The 19,001-nt window shown below is 44.1% G+C and carries 22 protein-coding genes; 5 read left to right on the forward strand and 17 right to left on the reverse strand.

Translation table 11 applies throughout. The features are described from left to right. Nucleotides 1–75: 75 nt before the first annotated feature. A complete protein-coding gene (locus ACS8FB_RS07055) occupies nucleotides 76–927 on the reverse strand; it encodes an SDR family NAD(P)-dependent oxidoreductase (protein WP_439261715.1) in 852 nt (283 codons plus the stop codon). 293 nt (nucleotides 928–1,220) lie between these two features. On the opposite strand from ACS8FB_RS07055, the gene ACS8FB_RS07060 reads away from it, so the two are divergent. Further along, nucleotides 1,221–1,775, forward strand: a complete 555-nt coding sequence (locus ACS8FB_RS07060; RefSeq protein WP_439261716.1) for a carboxymuconolactone decarboxylase family protein — start codon at nucleotides 1,221–1,223, stop codon at nucleotides 1,773–1,775. A gap of 66 nt (nucleotides 1,776–1,841) precedes the next feature. Further along, nucleotides 1,842–2,510 carry a DsbA family oxidoreductase gene (locus tag ACS8FB_RS07065; RefSeq protein WP_439261717.1) on the forward strand — a complete coding sequence of 223 codons (669 nt, stop codon included), beginning with the start codon at nucleotides 1,842–1,844 and terminating at the stop codon, nucleotides 2,508–2,510. 1 nt (nucleotide 2,511) lies between these two features. Here the strand turns inward: ACS8FB_RS07065 and ACS8FB_RS07070 are convergent, their stop codons facing one another. Continuing rightward, nucleotides 2,512–3,126, reverse strand: coding sequence for a TetR/AcrR family transcriptional regulator (locus ACS8FB_RS07070; protein WP_439261718.1), 615 nt, complete (start codon nucleotides 3,124–3,126; stop codon nucleotides 2,512–2,514). Nucleotides 3,127–3,282: 156 nt separating this feature from the next. Here ACS8FB_RS07070 and ACS8FB_RS07075 point away from each other — a divergent pair, with 156 nt between their 5' ends. Then, on the forward strand, nucleotides 3,283–3,978 hold the full coding sequence (locus ACS8FB_RS07075; RefSeq protein ID WP_439261719.1) for a haloacid dehalogenase type II: 696 nt from the start codon (nucleotides 3,283–3,285) through the stop codon (nucleotides 3,976–3,978). A gap of 184 nt (nucleotides 3,979–4,162) precedes the next feature. Here the strand turns inward: ACS8FB_RS07075 and ACS8FB_RS07080 are convergent, their stop codons facing one another. Continuing rightward, on the reverse strand, nucleotides 4,163–5,272 hold the full coding sequence (locus tag ACS8FB_RS07080) for an S-(hydroxymethyl)glutathione dehydrogenase/class III alcohol dehydrogenase (RefSeq protein WP_439262132.1): 1,110 nt from the start codon (nucleotides 5,270–5,272) through the stop codon (nucleotides 4,163–4,165). A gap of 210 nt (nucleotides 5,273–5,482) precedes the next feature. Between ACS8FB_RS07080 and ACS8FB_RS07085 the strand changes: the two genes are divergently transcribed. Then, on the forward strand, nucleotides 5,483–6,379 hold the full coding sequence (locus ACS8FB_RS07085; protein ID WP_439261720.1) for a LysR family transcriptional regulator: 897 nt from the start codon (nucleotides 5,483–5,485) through the stop codon (nucleotides 6,377–6,379). A 183-nt stretch (nucleotides 6,380–6,562) separates the two neighbouring features. After that, on the forward strand, nucleotides 6,563–7,081 hold the full coding sequence (locus tag ACS8FB_RS07090; protein WP_439261721.1) for a DUF302 domain-containing protein: 519 nt from the start codon (nucleotides 6,563–6,565) through the stop codon (nucleotides 7,079–7,081). A gap of 96 nt (nucleotides 7,082–7,177) precedes the next feature. On the opposite strand, the gene ACS8FB_RS07095 is transcribed toward ACS8FB_RS07090, so the two are convergent. The 14 genes from ACS8FB_RS07095 to ACS8FB_RS07160 all read right to left on the reverse strand — a co-directional run bounded on the left by ACS8FB_RS07095 (nucleotide 7,178) and on the right by ACS8FB_RS07160 (nucleotide 18,920). Then, the gene (locus ACS8FB_RS07095; RefSeq protein ID WP_439261722.1) at nucleotides 7,178–7,468 is read right to left on the reverse strand and encodes a DUF4031 domain-containing protein; all 291 of its coding nucleotides are present in this window, start codon (nucleotides 7,466–7,468) and stop codon (nucleotides 7,178–7,180) included. 75 nt (nucleotides 7,469–7,543) lie between these two features. Continuing rightward, nucleotides 7,544–8,635, reverse strand: coding sequence for an NAD(P)-dependent alcohol dehydrogenase (locus tag ACS8FB_RS07100; protein WP_439261723.1), 1,092 nt, complete (start codon nucleotides 8,633–8,635; stop codon nucleotides 7,544–7,546). Between the two features lie 60 nt (nucleotides 8,636–8,695). Continuing rightward, nucleotides 8,696–9,559, reverse strand: coding sequence for a universal stress protein (locus tag ACS8FB_RS07105; protein ID WP_439261724.1), 864 nt, complete (start codon nucleotides 9,557–9,559; stop codon nucleotides 8,696–8,698). A 194-nt stretch (nucleotides 9,560–9,753) separates the two neighbouring features. Next, nucleotides 9,754–10,452, reverse strand: coding sequence for a molybdate ABC transporter permease subunit (gene modB / locus ACS8FB_RS07110; protein ID WP_439261725.1), 699 nt, complete (start codon nucleotides 10,450–10,452; stop codon nucleotides 9,754–9,756). Nucleotides 10,453–10,502: 50 nt separating this feature from the next. Beyond that, nucleotides 10,503–11,330: a molybdate ABC transporter substrate-binding protein gene (gene modA / locus ACS8FB_RS07115; protein ID WP_439261726.1), complete on the reverse strand. Its 828-nt coding sequence runs from the start codon at nucleotides 11,328–11,330 to the stop codon at nucleotides 10,503–10,505. A 31-nt stretch (nucleotides 11,331–11,361) separates the two neighbouring features. Continuing rightward, nucleotides 11,362–11,853 (reverse strand): molybdenum cofactor biosynthesis protein MoaE, encoded by a 492-nt coding sequence (locus ACS8FB_RS07120; protein ID WP_439261727.1) that lies wholly within the window; start codon nucleotides 11,851–11,853, stop codon nucleotides 11,362–11,364. A gap of 52 nt (nucleotides 11,854–11,905) precedes the next feature. Continuing rightward, complete coding sequence (locus ACS8FB_RS07125) at nucleotides 11,906–12,214, reverse strand: MoaD/ThiS family protein (RefSeq protein ID WP_439261728.1); 309 nt, start codon at nucleotides 12,212–12,214, stop codon at nucleotides 11,906–11,908. Nucleotides 12,215–12,290: 76 nt separating this feature from the next. Further along, on the reverse strand, nucleotides 12,291–12,812 hold the full coding sequence (gene moaC / locus ACS8FB_RS07130; protein ID WP_439261729.1) for a cyclic pyranopterin monophosphate synthase MoaC: 522 nt from the start codon (nucleotides 12,810–12,812) through the stop codon (nucleotides 12,291–12,293). 20 nt (nucleotides 12,813–12,832) lie between these two features. Next, on the reverse strand, nucleotides 12,833–13,630 hold the full coding sequence (mobA, locus tag ACS8FB_RS07135) for a molybdenum cofactor guanylyltransferase (protein WP_439261730.1): 798 nt from the start codon (nucleotides 13,628–13,630) through the stop codon (nucleotides 12,833–12,835). A gap of 24 nt (nucleotides 13,631–13,654) precedes the next feature. Further along, nucleotides 13,655–14,185 (reverse strand): molybdenum cofactor biosynthesis protein B, encoded by a 531-nt coding sequence (gene moaB / locus ACS8FB_RS07140; protein WP_439261731.1) that lies wholly within the window; start codon nucleotides 14,183–14,185, stop codon nucleotides 13,655–13,657. Between the two features lie 66 nt (nucleotides 14,186–14,251). Next, nucleotides 14,252–15,367 carry a GTP 3',8-cyclase MoaA gene (gene moaA, locus ACS8FB_RS07145; protein ID WP_439261732.1) on the reverse strand — a complete coding sequence of 372 codons (1,116 nt, stop codon included), beginning with the start codon at nucleotides 15,365–15,367 and terminating at the stop codon, nucleotides 14,252–14,254. 123 nt (nucleotides 15,368–15,490) lie between these two features. Continuing rightward, nucleotides 15,491–16,786: a molybdopterin molybdotransferase MoeA gene (locus ACS8FB_RS07150; protein ID WP_439261733.1), complete on the reverse strand. Its 1,296-nt coding sequence runs from the start codon at nucleotides 16,784–16,786 to the stop codon at nucleotides 15,491–15,493. Between the two features lie 68 nt (nucleotides 16,787–16,854). Then, entirely contained in the window at nucleotides 16,855–17,586 is a 732-nt protein-coding gene (locus ACS8FB_RS07155; RefSeq protein WP_439261734.1) for an NTP transferase domain-containing protein, read from the reverse strand. Next, the gene (locus ACS8FB_RS07160; protein ID WP_439261735.1) at nucleotides 17,583–18,920 is read right to left on the reverse strand and encodes an XdhC family protein; all 1,338 of its coding nucleotides are present in this window, start codon (nucleotides 18,918–18,920) and stop codon (nucleotides 17,583–17,585) included. The genes ACS8FB_RS07155 and ACS8FB_RS07160 overlap by 4 nt, the downstream gene beginning before the upstream one ends. Nucleotides 18,921–19,001: the final 81 nt, after the last annotated feature.

Raw genomic sequence — 19,001 nt, forward strand, 5'->3', positions numbered from 1 at the left:
TCATAAAGATATAAAAGCTAAAGTGATGGATTATATCATTAGATAGAGCTAACAAATTATTCAAAAATCGATAACTTATAGAAAAAGCGTCTGTAATACTACTTGAGTTTGTTGCTCAAGCTCTGCAACGGCTTCTTCATTTAAAGCATCTGCATGCGGTTGTCCGAACTCCCCTCTTGCATCACCATGTGAGCCATCCTTAATATCATTATCAAAGTACTTGCCAGTATCATTAGCGAACTCATCTGAGATGGCAAGCTCGGTTAGGATATTTGCCCCTTTATCCGCCGGTGACCAATATTGACCATAAGCCTTATCGACCATTTTAGTATTTAGTAGCGAGCCTGGATTGACAGCGATGACATTGATATCATCTGCCGCGACTGTGGCAGCTAAATCCATACTCCACATCGTGAGCGCCAGCTTGCTTTGAGCATAGGCGTCTTTATCGGCGAGACGCTCTTGTCCTGCCAATGCTTTGTAGGATATCGACGCTTGCGCCGCCGAACTTAAATTAATGATGCGGGATTCATCCGACTCTTTGAGTAGCGGTAATAAAGCATTGGTTAACTCGTAAGGCGCCAAGTAATTGACCACAAAACGTATGTCCAACCCATCTTTGGTTGTTGCCGATGCGGTGGTATAAATCCCTGCGTTGTTGATGAGTACATCGAGCTTTGGTAGCTTTTCGCTGACTTCTGCTGCCATTTTACGTACCGCATCTAAATCTGAAAAATCAGCCACAAATCCATCAATGTTGTCTACTGCTGCGCCTGTCGCGACAGCGTTGACCTCTGCAATGACACTGGCAAGTTTGTCCGCATTTCTACCATGCAAGTACACTTGATGTCCCGCTTTTGCCAGTTTTAAAGCAGTCAATTTACCAATGCCATCAGTACTGCCAGTAATCAAAATAGTCTTAGCCATGAGCCGTCCTTATTATTTGAGTTGTTATTTACGCTATTACTTAAGTTTTAAATGTGTTCTATTTTATCTGTCATAAAACAGCACATTGTAATGAAAATGTTGTGCTTCAAACAATTGCTCAATCAAACTTGAACGTTCGCTCAAAATGATTTATAGTGATCGTAGTTGAATGACTCGAAAACGCATTACCTATTAATTTGAGCAATCACTCAAATATAGTCAATTTAATATAAAAGCATTCATCACCAAACCATCAACAACTAACTATTAGCACCTATTATAAGGATTCTTATATGACTGACTTTACTCTACATGACAAACAAAGCGCCCCAGAGGATAGCAAAGCGTTGCTGAATAACTCTATCGATGGCTTTGGTATGATTCCAAATCTACATGCTGTCATGGCCGAAGCACCAGGGCTGTTAGAAGGCTATCAACGTTTGCATCAACTGTTTTTAGACAGTAGCTTCGATGATGAAGAGACCACCGTTGTATGGCAAACGATTAACGTTGAGCACGATTGTCATTACTGCGTGCCAGCACATACTGGCATTGCCAAAAGTATGAAAGTAGATGATGCTATCACCGAAGCATTACGTAATGAAACGCCACTACCGACTGATAAGTTGGAAGCGCTACGTAACTTTACCCTCTCTGTCGTCCGTGATCGTGGTAATGTTAACGATGACGCTGTACAAGCATTCTTAAATGCAGGTTTTACTAAGCGTCAAGTTTTGGAAGTCATCCTTGCAGCCGCGCAAAAAGTGATGAGTAACTACACCAATCATCTCGCTAACACGCCAATTGATAAGCCGTTCCAAAAGTTTGAATGGCAAAAGGCTGACTAACTACCTAAGCTAACACGCAGCAGTTTTGGAAGTTAACATTATAAATAATAGCTAACGAGAGGTCATATGGAACATTCAAAGCAGTTATCATCAGATCAGCCGTTGCGCATAGATATTGTATCGGACGTGGTTTGCCCTTGGTGTGTCATCGGCTATCGCCAACTGGCACAAGCGCTTGAGCGAACCGATACCGACTATGAGATACATTGGCATCCGTTTGAGCTGAACCCTAATATGCCAAGCGCTGGTCAAAACTTGCGTGAGCATATCATGGAGAAGTATGGCTCAAGCAAAGCCGAGTCAGATGCGAGCCGCATCAGAATGACTGAAGCTGGTAGTGAGGTGGGCTTTACCTTCAATTTCGATGATGACACACGTATGCACAATACATTTGATTTGCATCAGTTGTTGCATTGGGCGGATCAACAGGGTCGTATGCACGACTTAAAACAAGCTTTGTTCGCCGCGCACTTTACTAATGGTCGCAACATTTCTGACAAAGAAGTACTTGCTGATATCGCAGCGGAGATTGGGTTAGACCGTAGCGAGGCGCTGACAGTGTTAGAAGATCAACGTTTTGCAAAAGAAGTACGAGAGACTGAGCAGCACTGGCAGCAGCAGGGTATTCAAAGCGTACCAGCCATCATTTTTAATGAGCGTCATCTGGTTAGCGGTGCTCAAGGGGTTGAAAACTATACTCAAATTCTAAAGCAACTGGCTGACATGGCTGATTAAATTATATCGATTCTGTGGCGCTATCATTACGCAAGGCTTCTATTGATTGCGCCATATCTTCGGCAAGCTCATGTACGGCAGCACTATCTACATCGCGCTGTGCAAAAGCGCGCAGCCCCATTATCTCCGCTTGCAAACGCCGAGCCAGCCTCACAGGGTCAAGCTCACTATCAAGCTCTCCTATGCGCTGAGCTTCTGTAAAGCAGTCAATAAATCGCGCTTCCATTCCAGCCAGCATTGCCTCAACCTTTTGTAAGGCTGATTGCTCACGAGCGCCAAGCTCCAACAAGCTTTTTACCAGCATACAAGCGCGACTTGGCAGCCCCTTATCGAGAATTCCACCAAGCTGTCGCAAGTAGGCAGCTAGCCCCATCAATGGCGAGCTATGGGTCTTCAAAGTATACTCTAACTCAGCCAATGACAGACGAGCATAGTACTCTAATACTTCTTGGAACAGTCCATCCTTGCTACCAAAAGCGGCATAAATACTCCCCGGTCGCATGTCGAGTGCTTTTTCTAAATCTTTTAAAGACGTCGCATGAAATCCCTTTTGCCAAAAAAGCTGTAAAGCTCGCTCTAAAGAGTCTTGTCGGTTATAAAGCGTCGTACGAGACATATCTAATTCCAATATTCAGTCTGTGCCAAGCTGCAATCAGATGCAGCAAAGTTGTAAAACAATATTAATTTGAGTGATTGCTCAATTTTATCTTGAACAACCTCTCAAGTCTAGTTAAAGTTAGACGGTACTCATAGCTACTAAAAAGGAGTTTTTATGTCCAACAATCTATCACCCTCGATTATCGTCTTCGATGTCAATGAGACACTACTCGACATTACTACTCTTGAACCATTATTTGCGCGCCTGTTCGGTGACAAGCACATGCTAAGAGAATGGTTCGCCCAATTGGTGCTTTATTCGCAGACCATGACTTTGTCAGGACTTTATACGCCTTTTGGTGAGCTTGGCGTCGGTGCGTTACAGATGACAGCTGATATCCATGAAATCACGCTGACAGATGACGATATTAATGAGTTAAAAGAGCGCATGAGCAAAATGCCTGCTCATCCTGATGCAATACTATCCTTGACCAAACTACGTGACGCAGGGTTTCGACTGGTGACATTGACCAATTCAGCCAGTAGTGCTTCTCCTACGCCACTTGAAAAAGCAGGATTGAGTGAGTTCTTTGAGCAGTCTTTTAGCGTTGAGCAGGTTGCAAAGTTCAAGCCTGCGCCTGAAACTTATCAAATGGTCGCTAAAGAGCTGGCTGTTGAAATGTCAGATTTGTGCCTTGTCGCTTGTCATCTTTGGGATACGATTGGCGCGCAAGCTGCTGGCTGCCAAGGGGCATTTCTCACTCGGCCCTATAATGCCATGTTGCCCGCCTCCAATGTACCGACGCCAGACTTTATGGCCTCAGATCTGGTCACGCTTGCAGAGCAGATTATTCTTGACACTCAAGGCTAACCGTTATTTATAACTCTATAGTCAAAATATCCTAAAAACGCTACGGTGTTGCTGATATATCGATATTACTTTTCACTGACTATATTTTTAATGCTAAAAAAATGCCGCTCCTATATAAGGGCGGCATTTTTATAAATACTATGACACGAGACTCATTTTAAAACTGCTATCTACAGATTAACTTCTAAAAATGAATAACGGTACGAATACTCTCACCTTTATGCATCAGATCAAATGCTTCATTGATGTCCTCTAATGGCATAGTGTGAGTGATAAAGTCATTTAATGGGATGTCACCTTGCATATAACGATCAACGTAGCCGGGCAATTCGGTGCGACCTTTGACACCGCCAAATGCGGAACCTTTCCAGACTCGACCGGTCACCAACTGGAATGGACGGGTTGAGATCTCTTGTCCTGCACCAGCAACACCGATGATAACCGACTCGCCCCAACCTTTATGGCAACACTCAAGTGCTGAGCGCATCACATCGACATTACCAATACATTCAAAAGAGTAGTCTACGCCGCCATCCGTCATCTCAACGATGACCTCTTGGATAGGCTTGTCGTAGTCTTTAGAATTGATGCAATCAGTCGCGCCAAGCTTCTTAGCCAACTCAAACTTATCTTCGTTAATATCAACGCCGATAATACGACTGGCTTTGGCCATTTTTGCACCAATAATGGCGGCAAGGCCAATACCACCAAGACCGAAAACAGCGACGGTAGAACCCTCTTCGACTTTAGCCGTATTCATAACTGCGCCCATACCTGTAGTGACGCCGCAGCCAAGTAAACAAACCTTTTCAAGCGGTGCATCAGCGTCAACTTTGGCCAATGAAATCTCTGGTAGGACGGTATACTCAGAGAAAGTTGAGCAGCCCATGTAATGGTAAATCGGCTCACCATCTTTATAAAAACGCGTGGTTCCGTCTGGCATTAAACCTTTACCTTGAGTCTCACGTACCGCAGAGCATAGGTTGGTTTTGCCTGATAAGCAGAATTTACATTCACCGCACTCTGCAGTATATAAAGGAATGACATGATCGCCAACTTGGACGCTGGTCACGCCTTCACCGATTTGCTCAACGATACCGCCACCTTCATGACCTAAGATAGCTGGGAATACACCTTCTGGATCTTCACCAGATAAGGTAAACGCATCGGTATGACACACGCCACTGGCGATGATTTTTACCAATACTTCGCCTTTTTTGGGCAGCATGACATCTACTTCTTCGATAGACAGTGGCTCATTTGCTGCCCAAGCAACAGCGGCTTTCGATTTAATAAATTTATCTGACATAGTATTCTCTCTTTTAACTGGTTTTATCGATTATTGAACACAGACCTACTCATCTTATAGTGCTGACTTAATAGAGGCAAGCTACCGTTGTACCAGTCTGTGAAGCGTTAAACTTTATACTGACCATTATAGTCTTTTCTGGAACGATAACAATGTGCTATATTTGCAAATATCTTTTACATAACGGTAATAATCATGCGTTGGGATGGTATTAGCGAGTTCGTTTATGTGGCGGAGTACGAGAGCTTTACCCGCGCCGCAAAAGAGTTGGGCATCTCAACCGCGCAGGTCAGTCGGCAGATAAGCGCCTTAGAGAAGCGCCTCAGTATTAAATTGCTGTATCGCACAACGCGCAAGGTATCACTGACAGAAGAAGGTCGCGTGTTTTATCAGCACTGCCGCAGCGTGCTCGATGGTTTGGATGCTGCTGAGCAAGCGGTGAGTAACTTACAATCAAAGCCGCAAGGCAGGATCAAACTGACCGCCCCTGTCACTTATGGCGAGCAACAATTATTGCCACTGGTCAATGACTTCATGGTGCAATATAGTGATATCGAAGTGACAGCATTTTTGAGTAATCAAAAAATTGACTTGGTTGATGGCGGTTATGATTTGGCGATTCGTATTGGCAAATTAAGCGATTCGACGATGATGGCAAAAAAACTTAGCCGTCGTACCAACTTCGTCTGTGCCGCACCCGCTTATCTCAAGAAACACGGCATACCGAATACGCTGTCCGATCTAAGCCAACATAACTGTCTGCTTGGCACTCGTGACTATTGGCATTTTATAGATCTTAAAAAAACAGATTCTGGAAAAGATGCTGATAAAGAAAAAAACCTGCGCGTGTCTGGCACTGTGCAATACAACAGTGGACACAGTCTAGTCGATGCTGCGTTAAAAGGTTTAGGTATTGTGCAGCTACCTGATTATTATGTGCAACAATACTTAGCATCAGGTGAGCTTGTCAGCTTATTAGATAACTATAGAGAGCCCGAGGAAAGTATCTGGGCCGTCTATCCGCACAACCGTCATTTATCGCCAAAGATTCGATTGCTCGTAGATTATCTGGCAGAGCGTTTGGCTTTGTAATTGGTTTTGGCTTAGTCATTCTTTAAGAGGTGTTGTCATGCGACCCTTTACTATGCGCAGTTTATTACGCACAATACTATGAAGCACAATGTTATGAAGCACAGTATTATGGTTCACAATGAATATTCGATGTTGTCAGCCATCACTCACTGAATAAACAACCACAATAAAAAAGGAATTTTTATGCTTAAAATTATCTCTATCGCTGCCCTAACTGTGGCCGTATCCTCTTGCGCCAGTGTTGAAAATATTTTAAACGCGCCAGATAAGGTGCAATCGACGCCAGAAACAATGACTGCTATCAATGCTGATAAGGGTTTGGTGACGATGCAAAGTAATCATTCTGTTCAAGATACCGCTGAAAAGCTGGCGGCGATTATCGAAAGCAAAGGTATGAAAGTATTTGCGCGCGTCGATCATCAGAAAAATGCGCAAGGCGCTGATTTAACCTTAAGACCGACGCAAGTGATTATGTTTGGTAATCCAAAAGCGGGTACGCCATTGATGAATTGCGAGCAAAGCGTCGCTATCGATTTGCCGCAAAAAATCCTCATCAGTGAAGACGCTGATAAAAAAGTATGGCTGTCGTACAATAATCCTGAGTATCTAAAAGAGCGTCATAATATCAAAGGTTGTGATACCCAGCTTGCTAATATTGCAAAAGCCCTTGAAGGCGTTAGTAAAGCAGCTATTGCAAAGTAACTATTAATAAACATTGAAAATGGTCATATTTAGAGCAATAAAAAAGGTGGAATGCAAAAGCATGGTCCACCTTTTTTGTCTCTCTACCAGATTCACTTATTGGCGATTCTCAGATCGCGCTATTTGCTCATGCAGCTCCACTTTTAATTTTTTAGCGCACTCGATAATTTTTCGTCTATTAGCAGGTATAGCACCATACTTAATCGCTGTCTCTCGCATCTGTACTGTTACATCATAGTGCGGATAGCTGGCATTACGGTGAAATAGGCGCGCATCTACTTCAATCAATTCGGCAAACTCATGCAGCTCTTGTAGGGTATCGGCCAGCATATGGCACCATTTATAGCCTTTAAATTCTATTTGCATAAAATCCACGTATATCGCCATTAATATGTACCTTTGAAATTTAAAAAATAAACTACTTTTAGGATGATGAAAAACCAATTTAACTTTGCGTTTTGCTTATGATCCTACTCTCAGAATCGGCTTAATGGTAATGCCACTTGCCGAATCTTCAAACGCTTGGGTGATGTCCTCAAAATCGTAAAATTTAACCAGCTTATCAAATGGGAATTGACCCGTTTTAAAGTAAGCAATCAGCTGCGGGATAAATACGCGCGGAATAGAGTCACCTTCAATGACGCCGATCATGCTCTTACCTTCAGCCATCAAATCATTATGGACATCGATATTCATCTCTGGTGTAATACCAACGATTGCCACTGTCCCCAAAGGACGCAAGGCATTTAATGATTGCTTGACTACTATAGGGACGCCTGTGGTCTCTACCGCATAGTGACTGCCACCATCCGTTATCTTTTTGACTTCTGTTACGACATCAACGTTTTCACCATTTAGAGTATGGGTCGCGCCAAGCTTTTTTGCCAGCTCAAGACGACTATTGTGCACATCAACGGCGATGATATGCTGACAGCCAACAATCTTAGCTGCCATCACTGCACTGAGGCCAACGGCGCCAGCGCCATAAATCACGATGCTAGAACCAAACTCTGGCATCAAGCGATTTAACACTGTTCCTGCACCAGTCTGAATACCACATCCTAACGGTCCAAGTAGCGCTAAATCGACTTCTGGATCGACTTTTACGGCGTTTCTAGACTTGGCTATCGCATAAGTGGCAAATGAAGATTGTCCAAAAAAAGTCGCCAGCGTCTCTCCGTTTTGCGCAAGCCTACGGGTGCCATCGTCCATGGCACCGCCAAAGTTCAGCTCATTAAAAGTGTCGCAAACGGTTGGATGACCCGTCAGGCAATGCCCGCAATTACCGCAGTGCGCAAACGATAGCACTACAGGATCACCGACTTGCAAATCAGTTACCCCTGCGCCGACAGCATCCACTATCCCAGACCCTTCATGACCCAGTACGATAGGAAATGGCGCGATGCCCATATCACGCGCGACCACATCAGTATGACAAACGCCTGTCGCAATGACTTTTACTCGTATCTCATCAATCTCAGGCGTGGCAAGCTGTACAGTCTCTAATTCAAAAGCCGCGCCTTGGTTTTGAGTGACTGCTGCTTTAATATCCATTATATCCACCTTGTTTACTAGCAAAATTAAATGTCGTTTATAAAAGGTTATTTCGCTGTTTTAGCGCACTAAAATTACTGGCGACACTGTGCTGGCGATGATTTCTGTAGTAGTGCTACCAAGAAACAAGCGCTGCAATTTAGAATGACCGTAAGCACCGACTACAATAATATCGACACCATTATCTATCTGAAACGACAATAATCCATCAACTGCATCAAGCTCAGGCAGATGATGCGCCTCTACCTCAAAGCCCGCTGACGTTAGATGATCTACAGCATCAGTAAGGCTCTTTTTGGTGGCTTCTTTGTCATTACCTACCATCACGATATAACCTTTTAATCCTCGCAACAGATCGCTCTTTGCTACCATCTGTGTGGCTTTGATGGCTGTTTTACTACCATCAAATGCGACCATGTAGGACTTAGGCGCTTCAAATTCTTCTGAGCAAATTAAAACAGGTATACTTGATGCTCGTGCAACGGTTTCGATTTGGCTACCGATGTTGATGCGGCTGTTCTTATGATCTTCACCGCGACGCCCCATAACGATGGCACGATTTTCTTCTTTAAAGTGTTCGATAGCCGGTAATAGCTTACCGCGGCGTTGATAAATATGGACGTCCACTTCCTTAAAGCTACTTTGCAAATAGCTTTTTGCATCCTGTGTCAATGCATTAGTATAACTATTGACAACCTTGGCTCTTTTTTCATCTAATTCTGTTAACTCTTCTAGCAAAAATTCGCGACTATTGATTCCTATCGCTCCTGATAAGTCGCGTCTGGTCGACGCCGGAACATCGCTGACATGGAGCAGCCCAACCGGCAACCCTAACCTACTGGCATACCATGCTGCATAATCACAAACCGACTTAGTAACCGCTGAGCCATCAATACAGGCTAAAATGTGCTGTTCTGTTTTCATGATTCATCCTTAATTTTTAACGATGGCTGCCACCTTTTTGTGCAGCTCGACTGGTCGATCTACGCCTGTGATTATTACTATGCAGCAACTTAAAAACCTAGAAATCGAAAACTTAGGCGATGATCATACTATTTAGCATATCACCTCTCACAGTGGATAACCGTTTCAAGATGTACTTTTAGGATTGATACAGATTAACGCTGGTTCAGCTTATTTATGCTCGCAATGAGCGCCACCATAATCATCCCTATAATAATAAGAACGCCTGACATCATGTGCGCCGCTTCATAATTGAGCGCCTCGACTTGCTCATATATGGCGATCGATACCACTTTGGTCTCACCTGCGATGCTACCCCCTATCATTAGTACCACGCCAAACTCACCAATGGTATGAGCAAAACTGATAAGACTACCCAAAATGATACCAACTTTTGCTTGTGGTAACGCCACTCTCATAAAGCGCTTAAGACGGCTTGGCTCTAATAACCCTGCCATATCCATCACGCTTTTGGGAATACGTAAAAACTGAGCATAGACAGGCTGAATATAGAACGGTAGGGAGTAAATAATAGAGCCGATGACCAGACCTTCAAAGGTAAAGATTAAGGGGCTAATGTTATGTTCACTAAGCCATTTGCCAATACCCGAGCTAGGGCTTAGCAATAATAATAAGTAAAACCCAATAACAGTAGGTGGCAGTACCAGCGGCATGGCAATAACGCCCATCATTACCACTTTGACACGTGCCACGAAGTGTCCACGACTTGGTTTGGCAAGCCAATATGCCACAGGCGTGGCAAAGAGTAATAAACATAAAGTGGTAATAGTAGCCAGCTTAAGGCTGACTAAGAATGGACTGAGCATGTCGGACATAAAGGATGGGTCTATCATAACGCCGTTGCTCATCATATTAGTAAAGGTGTGTTCTATCCCACCAATCATTATTGAGCGGTTAAATATCCTGCTTGTAAAAAGTGCTGTTGCCCTGCTGTTGATAGCAGATAATCACTAAAGTCTGTCGCCATAGCAGAGTCACCAATGACGATACCATCTTGTAAAATAGCAGGGTAAGACGCTGGTGCTAAAGTAATAAATTGCTCAGGTTTGGCGTTGATAGCAGTGAGTTGTGATTGCGCCACAAAGCCATAATCGACATTGCCCGTATGCACGTATTGAAAGGCCTGACCGATATTTTCTGCTTGTATTAAGCGTTTTTGCTGCTCTAAAGTGTTATATATCTTTTGCGCCTGCAGATAGGATTTTGCCGATGCGCCATAAGGGGCAAGCTTAGGATTAGCGATAGTGATTTTGGCCGTAGTATCGCTCATCAGGCGCTCGGTCAGCGCTGTAGGGCTGCGCTCAGCCAAAGGTTTGGTCACGCTATATAATGCCAGTTGGCCTTGCGCATAAGTAAAAGGCTCATGAAACGTTACGCCTTGCGCGCTTGTATCAGCAAACTTGGCAGGAAATTCTTGATTGGCCGATAAAAATATATCATAAGGCGCGCCTGCTATAATCTGCGCGTATAATTTGCCAGAGGACGCATAAGTGACATCTATGTCATAGATATTTTGCACGGGTAGGTTATTGTCTTTTTTATAGCCTGCTATAATCTTAGGCAATACGTCAGACAAATTGGCAGCAGCAGCGATACGCAGCGTTTGAGCTTGCTCAGTGTCAGCAGCAGATGCTTCACTGACCGTACTCTCTTGCGTACAGGCATTAAGCATCAATATTGCCCCAACTAAAGCCGCTATCTTAACCATCATTACTTGACCATTATCAGTTAGCTATCATTACTTAACCATTATTACTTAACCATTTAGAAGAGTCATCTTCATAATACTCTTGCTTCCACACAGGAATATCTGCCTTAATGGTATCAAGTATCCAGCGACAAGCGTCAAACGCCGGATAACGATGGGCAGAAACCACTCCAACCCATACTGCTACATCACCAATCTCTAATGCGCCGATACGATGAATAGCAATAGCATGGGTAATTTCAAAACGCTGTTTGGCCTCTTCGATAATGGCACGGCCTTGATTGATTGCCAAATCTTCATAACCATAATATGTGAGACGATCCACACTGGTGGCATTATTATGATTGCGCACGCGACCTTCAAAGCAGACAAATGCACCGCAGCCGTCATCATCAAGGGTGCTTTTGAGCCGGTCTTCATCTATGGCGATATCTAATAAGGCAAAGCCATCGCGTTCAGCAATTGTGTATACTTCATCAACGCTGCGTTTGATGGTCATTGAATGGCTATGGACGTTGTCTGTCATCTTTTCTCTCTACTTAATGTTTTTAGCTATATAGCCGCTAACAAATACTTATTTAACCACCAGCAACTGGGGTGATAAACACCACGCTATCGCCATCATGGATTTGTTCTGTCCATTTAGCGAAGTAATCATTAACGGCGACCCGCAGCTCAGCTTGCGGACGACTAAATCCGTGCTTTTGACGCAGCTGATCGTATAGCTCGCTCAATGAGGTTGACTGCACCACGCTAACGATCTCTTGCTGGCGCCCAGCTTCATCGGCAAGGCTAGCAAAGTATAAAACATTGATATCCATAGCGGTATCAACGTTGGTTGCTGTTTTAGTTTCTGGCTCAACGATTTTTGGTTCGATAGTGTTCATCACACTCTCCATTTTTTATCATCTACTAGGCTTTGTGTCTTTGCACTTGCCAACTCTGCAGATAATATTTCTTATCTTAAACGTGGCTATAATCTGACTTACCACCCGTCTTTTTTAGCAAATGTACATTATCAATGACAATATCATGCGATAGCGCTTTGGTCATATCATAGATGGTCAAACAAGCAATACTTACCGCCGTCAAGGCTTCCATCTCGACACCTGTTTTATGCGTGACTTTAACAGTACCGCTGACGGTTATGCTATTGCAGGTATCATCGTACTCAAAAGTTAGGCCAATCTTATCTAATGGCAGCGGATGACACAGCGGAATCAGATCATGGGTGCGCTTAGCCGCCATTATGCCTGCAATATGCGCGGTCTGAGTGATGCTGCCTTTTTTGGTCATGCCATCAGCGGCTTTGATCTGCTCATAAATCTCGCTCGGAAATCGCACTTGTCCCGCCGCATTAGCCTCTCGTGTTGTGGCAGTTTTACCACTGACATCGACCATAGTAATATCGCCGTCGCTGTCTAAATGCGATAAAGTGGATTGGGTGGCAGTAGCTTGGTTATTTACTTGACTGTTGCTGTTCATTTATCCATTCTCTTGCGTTTTTATAAATTACATAATGATGTGCAGGCACGCTCAAAATCTATTGGCGTATTAAAGTTGGTCAAATGCTGCCAGTTACTTGTTAACGGCACAGCGTGCGTCATAGGCTGAATAAAGGCCATCACTCGCCGCTCGCCACTATTAATATAAACCTTTAAATCAGGCTCAATACTCAACTGATAAAGCCCTAACAACGGATACAAATGGCTATTATCGGTTAAGCAAATCACCTTTTTATCAGCTTCTTGATTTTTGTTTATTTGAGTCGTTACAGGCTGCAACTTTTGCCATAACATCGTAGCAGGTATCAGACTATCACAGCTAATCACCATTAACCAAGATGACTGGTTTTCCGCTATAGCCTCTAGCGAGCGAGCCTGTATCACAGTTTGCAGAGCTGACTCGATAGCGACCAATGCACCGCCCGTGTGAATTTGGCTGTTGCTAATCTGACCGTTACTATTTTGGCCAGCGCTATTTTGTCTATCAGCATTCTGGTCATTAATCGTATCAGCGCCATAATCAGCAATATGCATAACAGGCGCTTGTGAGTCGCTATCCATCAGCTCTGAACCAACATGAAAGCCACGCCCATTATCAGCAATCATAATAGGTATGTCTTTGTTATTGCCAGTATGAGCTTGAGCTAAATCCAGCGCATGCCGGACATGATAATCCAGCAGGCACTCCCCTGTTGGTAACATAAGCGCCGCTTTGGCTATGCCCATTCGTTTGGAAGCACCGCCTGCTAAAATAACAATACCAGCCAAGCTGTCTAAGGGTTTCAAACCATTTATCATAGACGCACTTTACTTATCATCATCTCAGTCATGGCTTGGGTTTTGTGCCATAAAGTGTGGTACAAAGTTGCACGGCCGCGTACGGCTATCAAACTGCTCTTTGAGGATGTTCTCCCAGCCTGTACGGCACGCGCCTGATGAGCCTGGCAAACAAAAGATACCCGTGCCGTTTGCCATGCCTGCAACCGCGCGCGACTGTACCGTTGACATGCCAATCTCATCTTTTGAGATCAGACGAAACATCTCACCAAAGCCGTCGATAGATTTATCAAACAATACATTTACTGCCTCTGGCATACTGTCTCTAATAAAAAACCCTGTACCGCCCGTGGTAATGACCGCGTGCACATTTGGATCAGCAATCCAGCCACTAATCACCGCTCGTATCTGATAAATGTCGTCGGTAATCAGCTTGCGATCTGCCAAATGATGACCTGCGTCGGTTAAGCTATCTGCTAAATACTGGCCTGACGTATCTTCTGCCAGCGTCCGACTATCAGAAACGGTCAATACGGCAATATTAAGTGGGGTAAACTTGGTAGCAGGTTTGCTCATAGGGATTCCTCAAAAATACAGTTTTTATAATTTAAATATAGTTTTTATGATTAGAGTACAGTCATGCTAACCACCAATAATCGATAAGTTGTGCATAATGCCGCTATTAGACTCATGCAAATGATGGTGTTCAGGTTTGATCGGCATAAAGCTGTGCAAAGTCTCAACCAAACCTTGTATATCCCCTGTTTGCAGATGCTGACGAATATCGTAGTTGCCTTGATCAAACAAGCACAGATGCACCTTGCCTTGGCTACTGACTCTCAGGCGGTTGCAGGTATCACAAAAATGCGCAGCATAAGGCGCAATCATACCGATGCGACCCACATAGTCTGGATGACTATACTCTACTGCTGGGCCATCGCTACTACCTCTTACGTGTGGCTGCCAGCCATGCTCAGTCAGATAATCGATGATGGTATCGGAATGGGCATGCTGGGCAAAAAACAGATCACTATTATCACTGGTTTGCATAAATTCAATAAATCGGTAAGTGACGGGTCTGTCTTTGACATAGTCGATGGCGTCCATCAAGTTCTCAAAAGCAGTCTCTGCCATCAAAACACTGTTTATTTTAAGCTTGATATCGGTAGTTTCTAATAAGGTATCCATATCAGTAAGCAGTTGCGGTAAGGTATTAAAGCCAGTCATCTTATGAAAGGTGTCGGCATCAAAGCTGTCCATGCTGATATTTAATTGATTTAGGCCAGCTGCTTGCCAATTGGCCAAGTGTTTACCAAGCTTATAACCATTACTGGTCATGGCGACAGTCTCAATGCCCGGTGTCTGTTTAATGGTGTTAATAATCTCGACTACATCACGGCGAATAGAGGGCTCGCCGCCTGTGATTCTTACCTTTTTGGTGCCAACTTGCGCAAACCCGCGAATGAGTGTCGCAATCTCAGGCACACTCAATTCATCATCAGGACGCTTGCCTTGATAACCATTTGGTAGGCAGTATTCACAGCGAAAATTACAAAAGTCAGTAATAGACAGACGCAGATAGGTCAGGCGACGAGAGAAACCGTCAGTTAAAGGCTGATGGGCATCAATCGTACTAGCAGCAGGTGCAGTTACAGATGACGCTCTATAATTATCAAACGTAGTATGTGCTGAGGTAGGCGAATACATCTGAGCACTGCCTATCTGAGCATTACCTATTTTAGTATTGTCATCATTCATAATTTACTGCCATTAGTATTGCTGGTTATCAGCATTACTTTTCTATTCGGATTTATCAACCTATTGTAGCGTTTATTTTGGTTTTTCTTGTAGTCATCTTATAGTAAATTGGCAAGCGCTTAATCAACTATGTAGCCAAGGAAAAGGCTGTACGGTCACGGTACTGTCCGCTGCCACATCGCCGCTATCCTTATCTAATACAATAAAGCAATTGGCATGGCTCAGCTGTTTGATTCTGTGTGATTGCTGACTTAAAAAGCACTTAACTTGATAGCTGCCTGCTGCATTTTGCGACACTACACCGCGCTGAAAGTCTTTGCGACCGACTGATTTTTTCACATCATTCATCAATATCGCTTTGACGTTCAGTTGAATAGGTTGCTCTGACAAACCAGCACCTGACATCTGCCATAGTGCTGGTATCACAAACTGCAGCGCTCCGACAACCGTAGATAATGGATTGCCAGGCAAGCCAAAATATAATACAGGTTTATCAAGGTCTTTATTTAATTCGCCAAACACAAAGGGCTTGCCAGGCTTCATCGCCACCTTATAATGGTTAATTTGCCCTAACTGCTCAATGACGGTGGTTAGAAAATCATAATCTCCCACCGACACGCCAGCGGTTGAGATCAGCACATCACAGTCTTGCATGGCTTCGTTGACAGCCGCAGTCGTCTTGCCTAAATCATCAGCAATGATGCCGTAGTCGCGAATCGTAATCGGTAAGTCTGCGAGCAAGCTTTTGAGGGTTGGGGTATTGGAATTATATATTTGTGCAAGGCTTGTCAGCTCATCACCTACAGCGACAAGCTCGTCGCCGGTTGCCAGCAACCCAACGATAAGCGGCTCAAAGACGCTTACTTCACCGACCCCTAAGTTTGCCAGCAAGCTAATATCAGCAGGATTAATGCGTTTGCCTGTTTTTAGTACCGCTTCACCTGACTCAATCTCTTCACCCTGGCGGCGAATATTGCTATCGATCTCAGCAGTTTGCGATAGCGTAATAGCATAAGGCTTTGATTTATCAAGCGTGTCTTTTATTTCTGCAAAATTGGTATTCTCTTGCATGATAACCGTATCACAGTCACTTGGCACGACTGCCCCAGTAAAAATGCGTACACCCTGTCCCGCTACAAGCTGACCTGTATAAGCGCTGCCCGCTTGCGATTCGCCGACTATTTTGACAGTACTGTCTTTTGATAGCGCACTGCCTTGCGCAATTGCATAGCCATCCATCGCTGACAGGTCTTGTCTTGGTATATCAAAAGGTGAGCTTATATCTTGCGCTAATATTTGATTTTGGCTATCTAGTAGCTTGCAAGTATCAATGACTCTTTGTTGACGCGTAAAGTCGTTATTATTGTAATTGTCTACGCGCAGCTTTATCGCTGACTGCAATTCTTCCATAGTAATCATAAAGGTCTACTCTTTTTATTCACGTTATTTGTAAGATGAAAGGATTGCGACGTAAGAACCCTCTTAACTCAACCATCAATCCATCTTCGTGCTCTAGCATGAGCAAGTTGGCTTGGCGTGTCAATATCATAACTGAGCTGATGATTATTTACGCTACTTATTTGGTGAGACGCCAGCCCTCTAATTAAGTGCCGTAGTCCCTTATCCCCTGTCAGCAAGGCTTGCCATTGTGTCAGTAGCTCATAATCGATTTTTAGAGGCAGGCCAACGATATCATTTCTAAGAGGATCACTAGTGGTTATTTGATTGGTGGTTGTCTCATGAAACGCAGTTTTCTCGCTCAAGTCCTGCTCGTCGCTCCAATTGTTCAAACTACTATATCTACTAGCAACCACATCCTGCGCGCCTGTCATCAACGCGATTAGATGCGACTTATCAAGCAATACTTGATCAATGCCCATGATTAATACGCGACTGACTAAAAGATCATCGCAGTCAATATCATTGCGTAATGCCTCGATACCCAAATACAAACTGTGCGCCATACCAGTTTTGGGAGCTGTATTCATAACCGTATGAATGGCGGCATACTGTGCTGCCAGCTTAGCCACCACATCTGCTATTAATGAATGATCACTAGGAATAACCACGACAATAGCTTGTGGCTGAGTCGCTAATGCTAGCTTAATCATGTAGCCGATCAATGGCTCACCATTTTTATGAAGTAGCTGCTTTGCTTGACCAAGGCGCTGACTGAGACCACTTGCCAAAACAATAACGGTATGATTTTGCGTCATCATGCGTGGCTCATCATAGTTACATCACTATTGGCCAAATCTACACATTGAGCTGATGGCGTTTGTCCATGCATGACTGCATTAATCTGTGCCATGATACTAAGTGCTAAGGCTTCGGGTCCATCGCCGCCTAGCTTATAGCCGATTGGATAATGCAGTTTATTAATCCCTGCATTTAAAACGCTAGGATCAGCTTTGGTCACGCTAATTTCATTAATCAAACGCTCAGTACGATAGCGTGGCCCCAATTGGCCAAGGTACTTATAATGATGAGCATGCTCTAGTAAGGTTGCAAGGCGAATACGGTCTTGCGACAAACTATGTGACATAAGCGCCACTGCCGCATTTTCGCTGAGCGCCAGTAGCTTGTCCGTCGCATCAAGCGGCAACTGCATCACCCTATCTGCCTGAAAAAAACGTGAGCGAGTTGCATATCCTGACCTACTGTCTACAACGGTGACGTGCCAATCTTGCAGCTTTGCCATGGTGACCAGCGCTGACACATCGTCACCTGCCCCGCAAATCAGCAAGCGGATTTGTGGCTGTATACTTTGTACGAGCCACTCGGTTACTAAGTTAGCGTTGTCGTCATTTTCATCATTGTTATCATGTTCATCATCTTTTACAACAATATACTCGGCATTTTTATCGATAAGTGCATGTTGTGCTAATTTTTCAACCGTATCCGCAATCGTATTTGAGGTGTTAGCGCCAGCTTGATTTGACTCGCTATTGATACCGCTGTTATCAGTGCCAATAGTCGTGATTTGTCCCGACTCGGTATAATTATCCAAATCAAGACGCATACTGATTTTAAGTTTAGAGCTTGAATCTTGATGATTAGCAAAACGAATGAGGGTTGCAATTTTTTTTGGCTGCTGAGTTGCACGCACTTGCCGAACGATATCTAATAAAGCCGTAGCCGACGTTAGTCGCTCAAACAGTATGTGTATGCGCCCATTACAACCTAGACCAAAATTTAATTCGTCCATCTCATGATATAAATCGTCATGTGGATCGTCGCTCACATCGTTTTGCGTCAGCTCAATGTCAGGTTTAGCCCTGCCATCCTCAGTATAGCCAATATCGTCGCCGGTTTGGTAAGCTTGCACGCATGCGCCGTGACGAGTGAGCCAAAACCCGCGCTTGATAATATGCGGCTCAAGGCAGCCGCCACTGATCATCCCCACTGAACGCCCATCTTCAAGGATGAGCATCATGGCGCCAGCCCGGCGATATGCTGAGCCTTCAGTACGGACGACCGTTGCGAGTACGGCATCGATTTTTTGCTGTTGAGCCTCGTCTGCCAGTCTAAGAATGTCAGCAATTTGATTCATAATATGCTTCTTATATTAAAGAAATAATCATTTTGAAGAAAGAATAACCCGCTTTAGCCAATATCTAAAGCGGGTTCTTGA

Origin of the sequence: Psychrobacter sp. 1U1 (assembly GCF_051847535.1) — a bacterium.
GTDB lineage: Bacteria > Pseudomonadota > Gammaproteobacteria > Pseudomonadales > Moraxellaceae > Psychrobacter > Psychrobacter saeujeotis.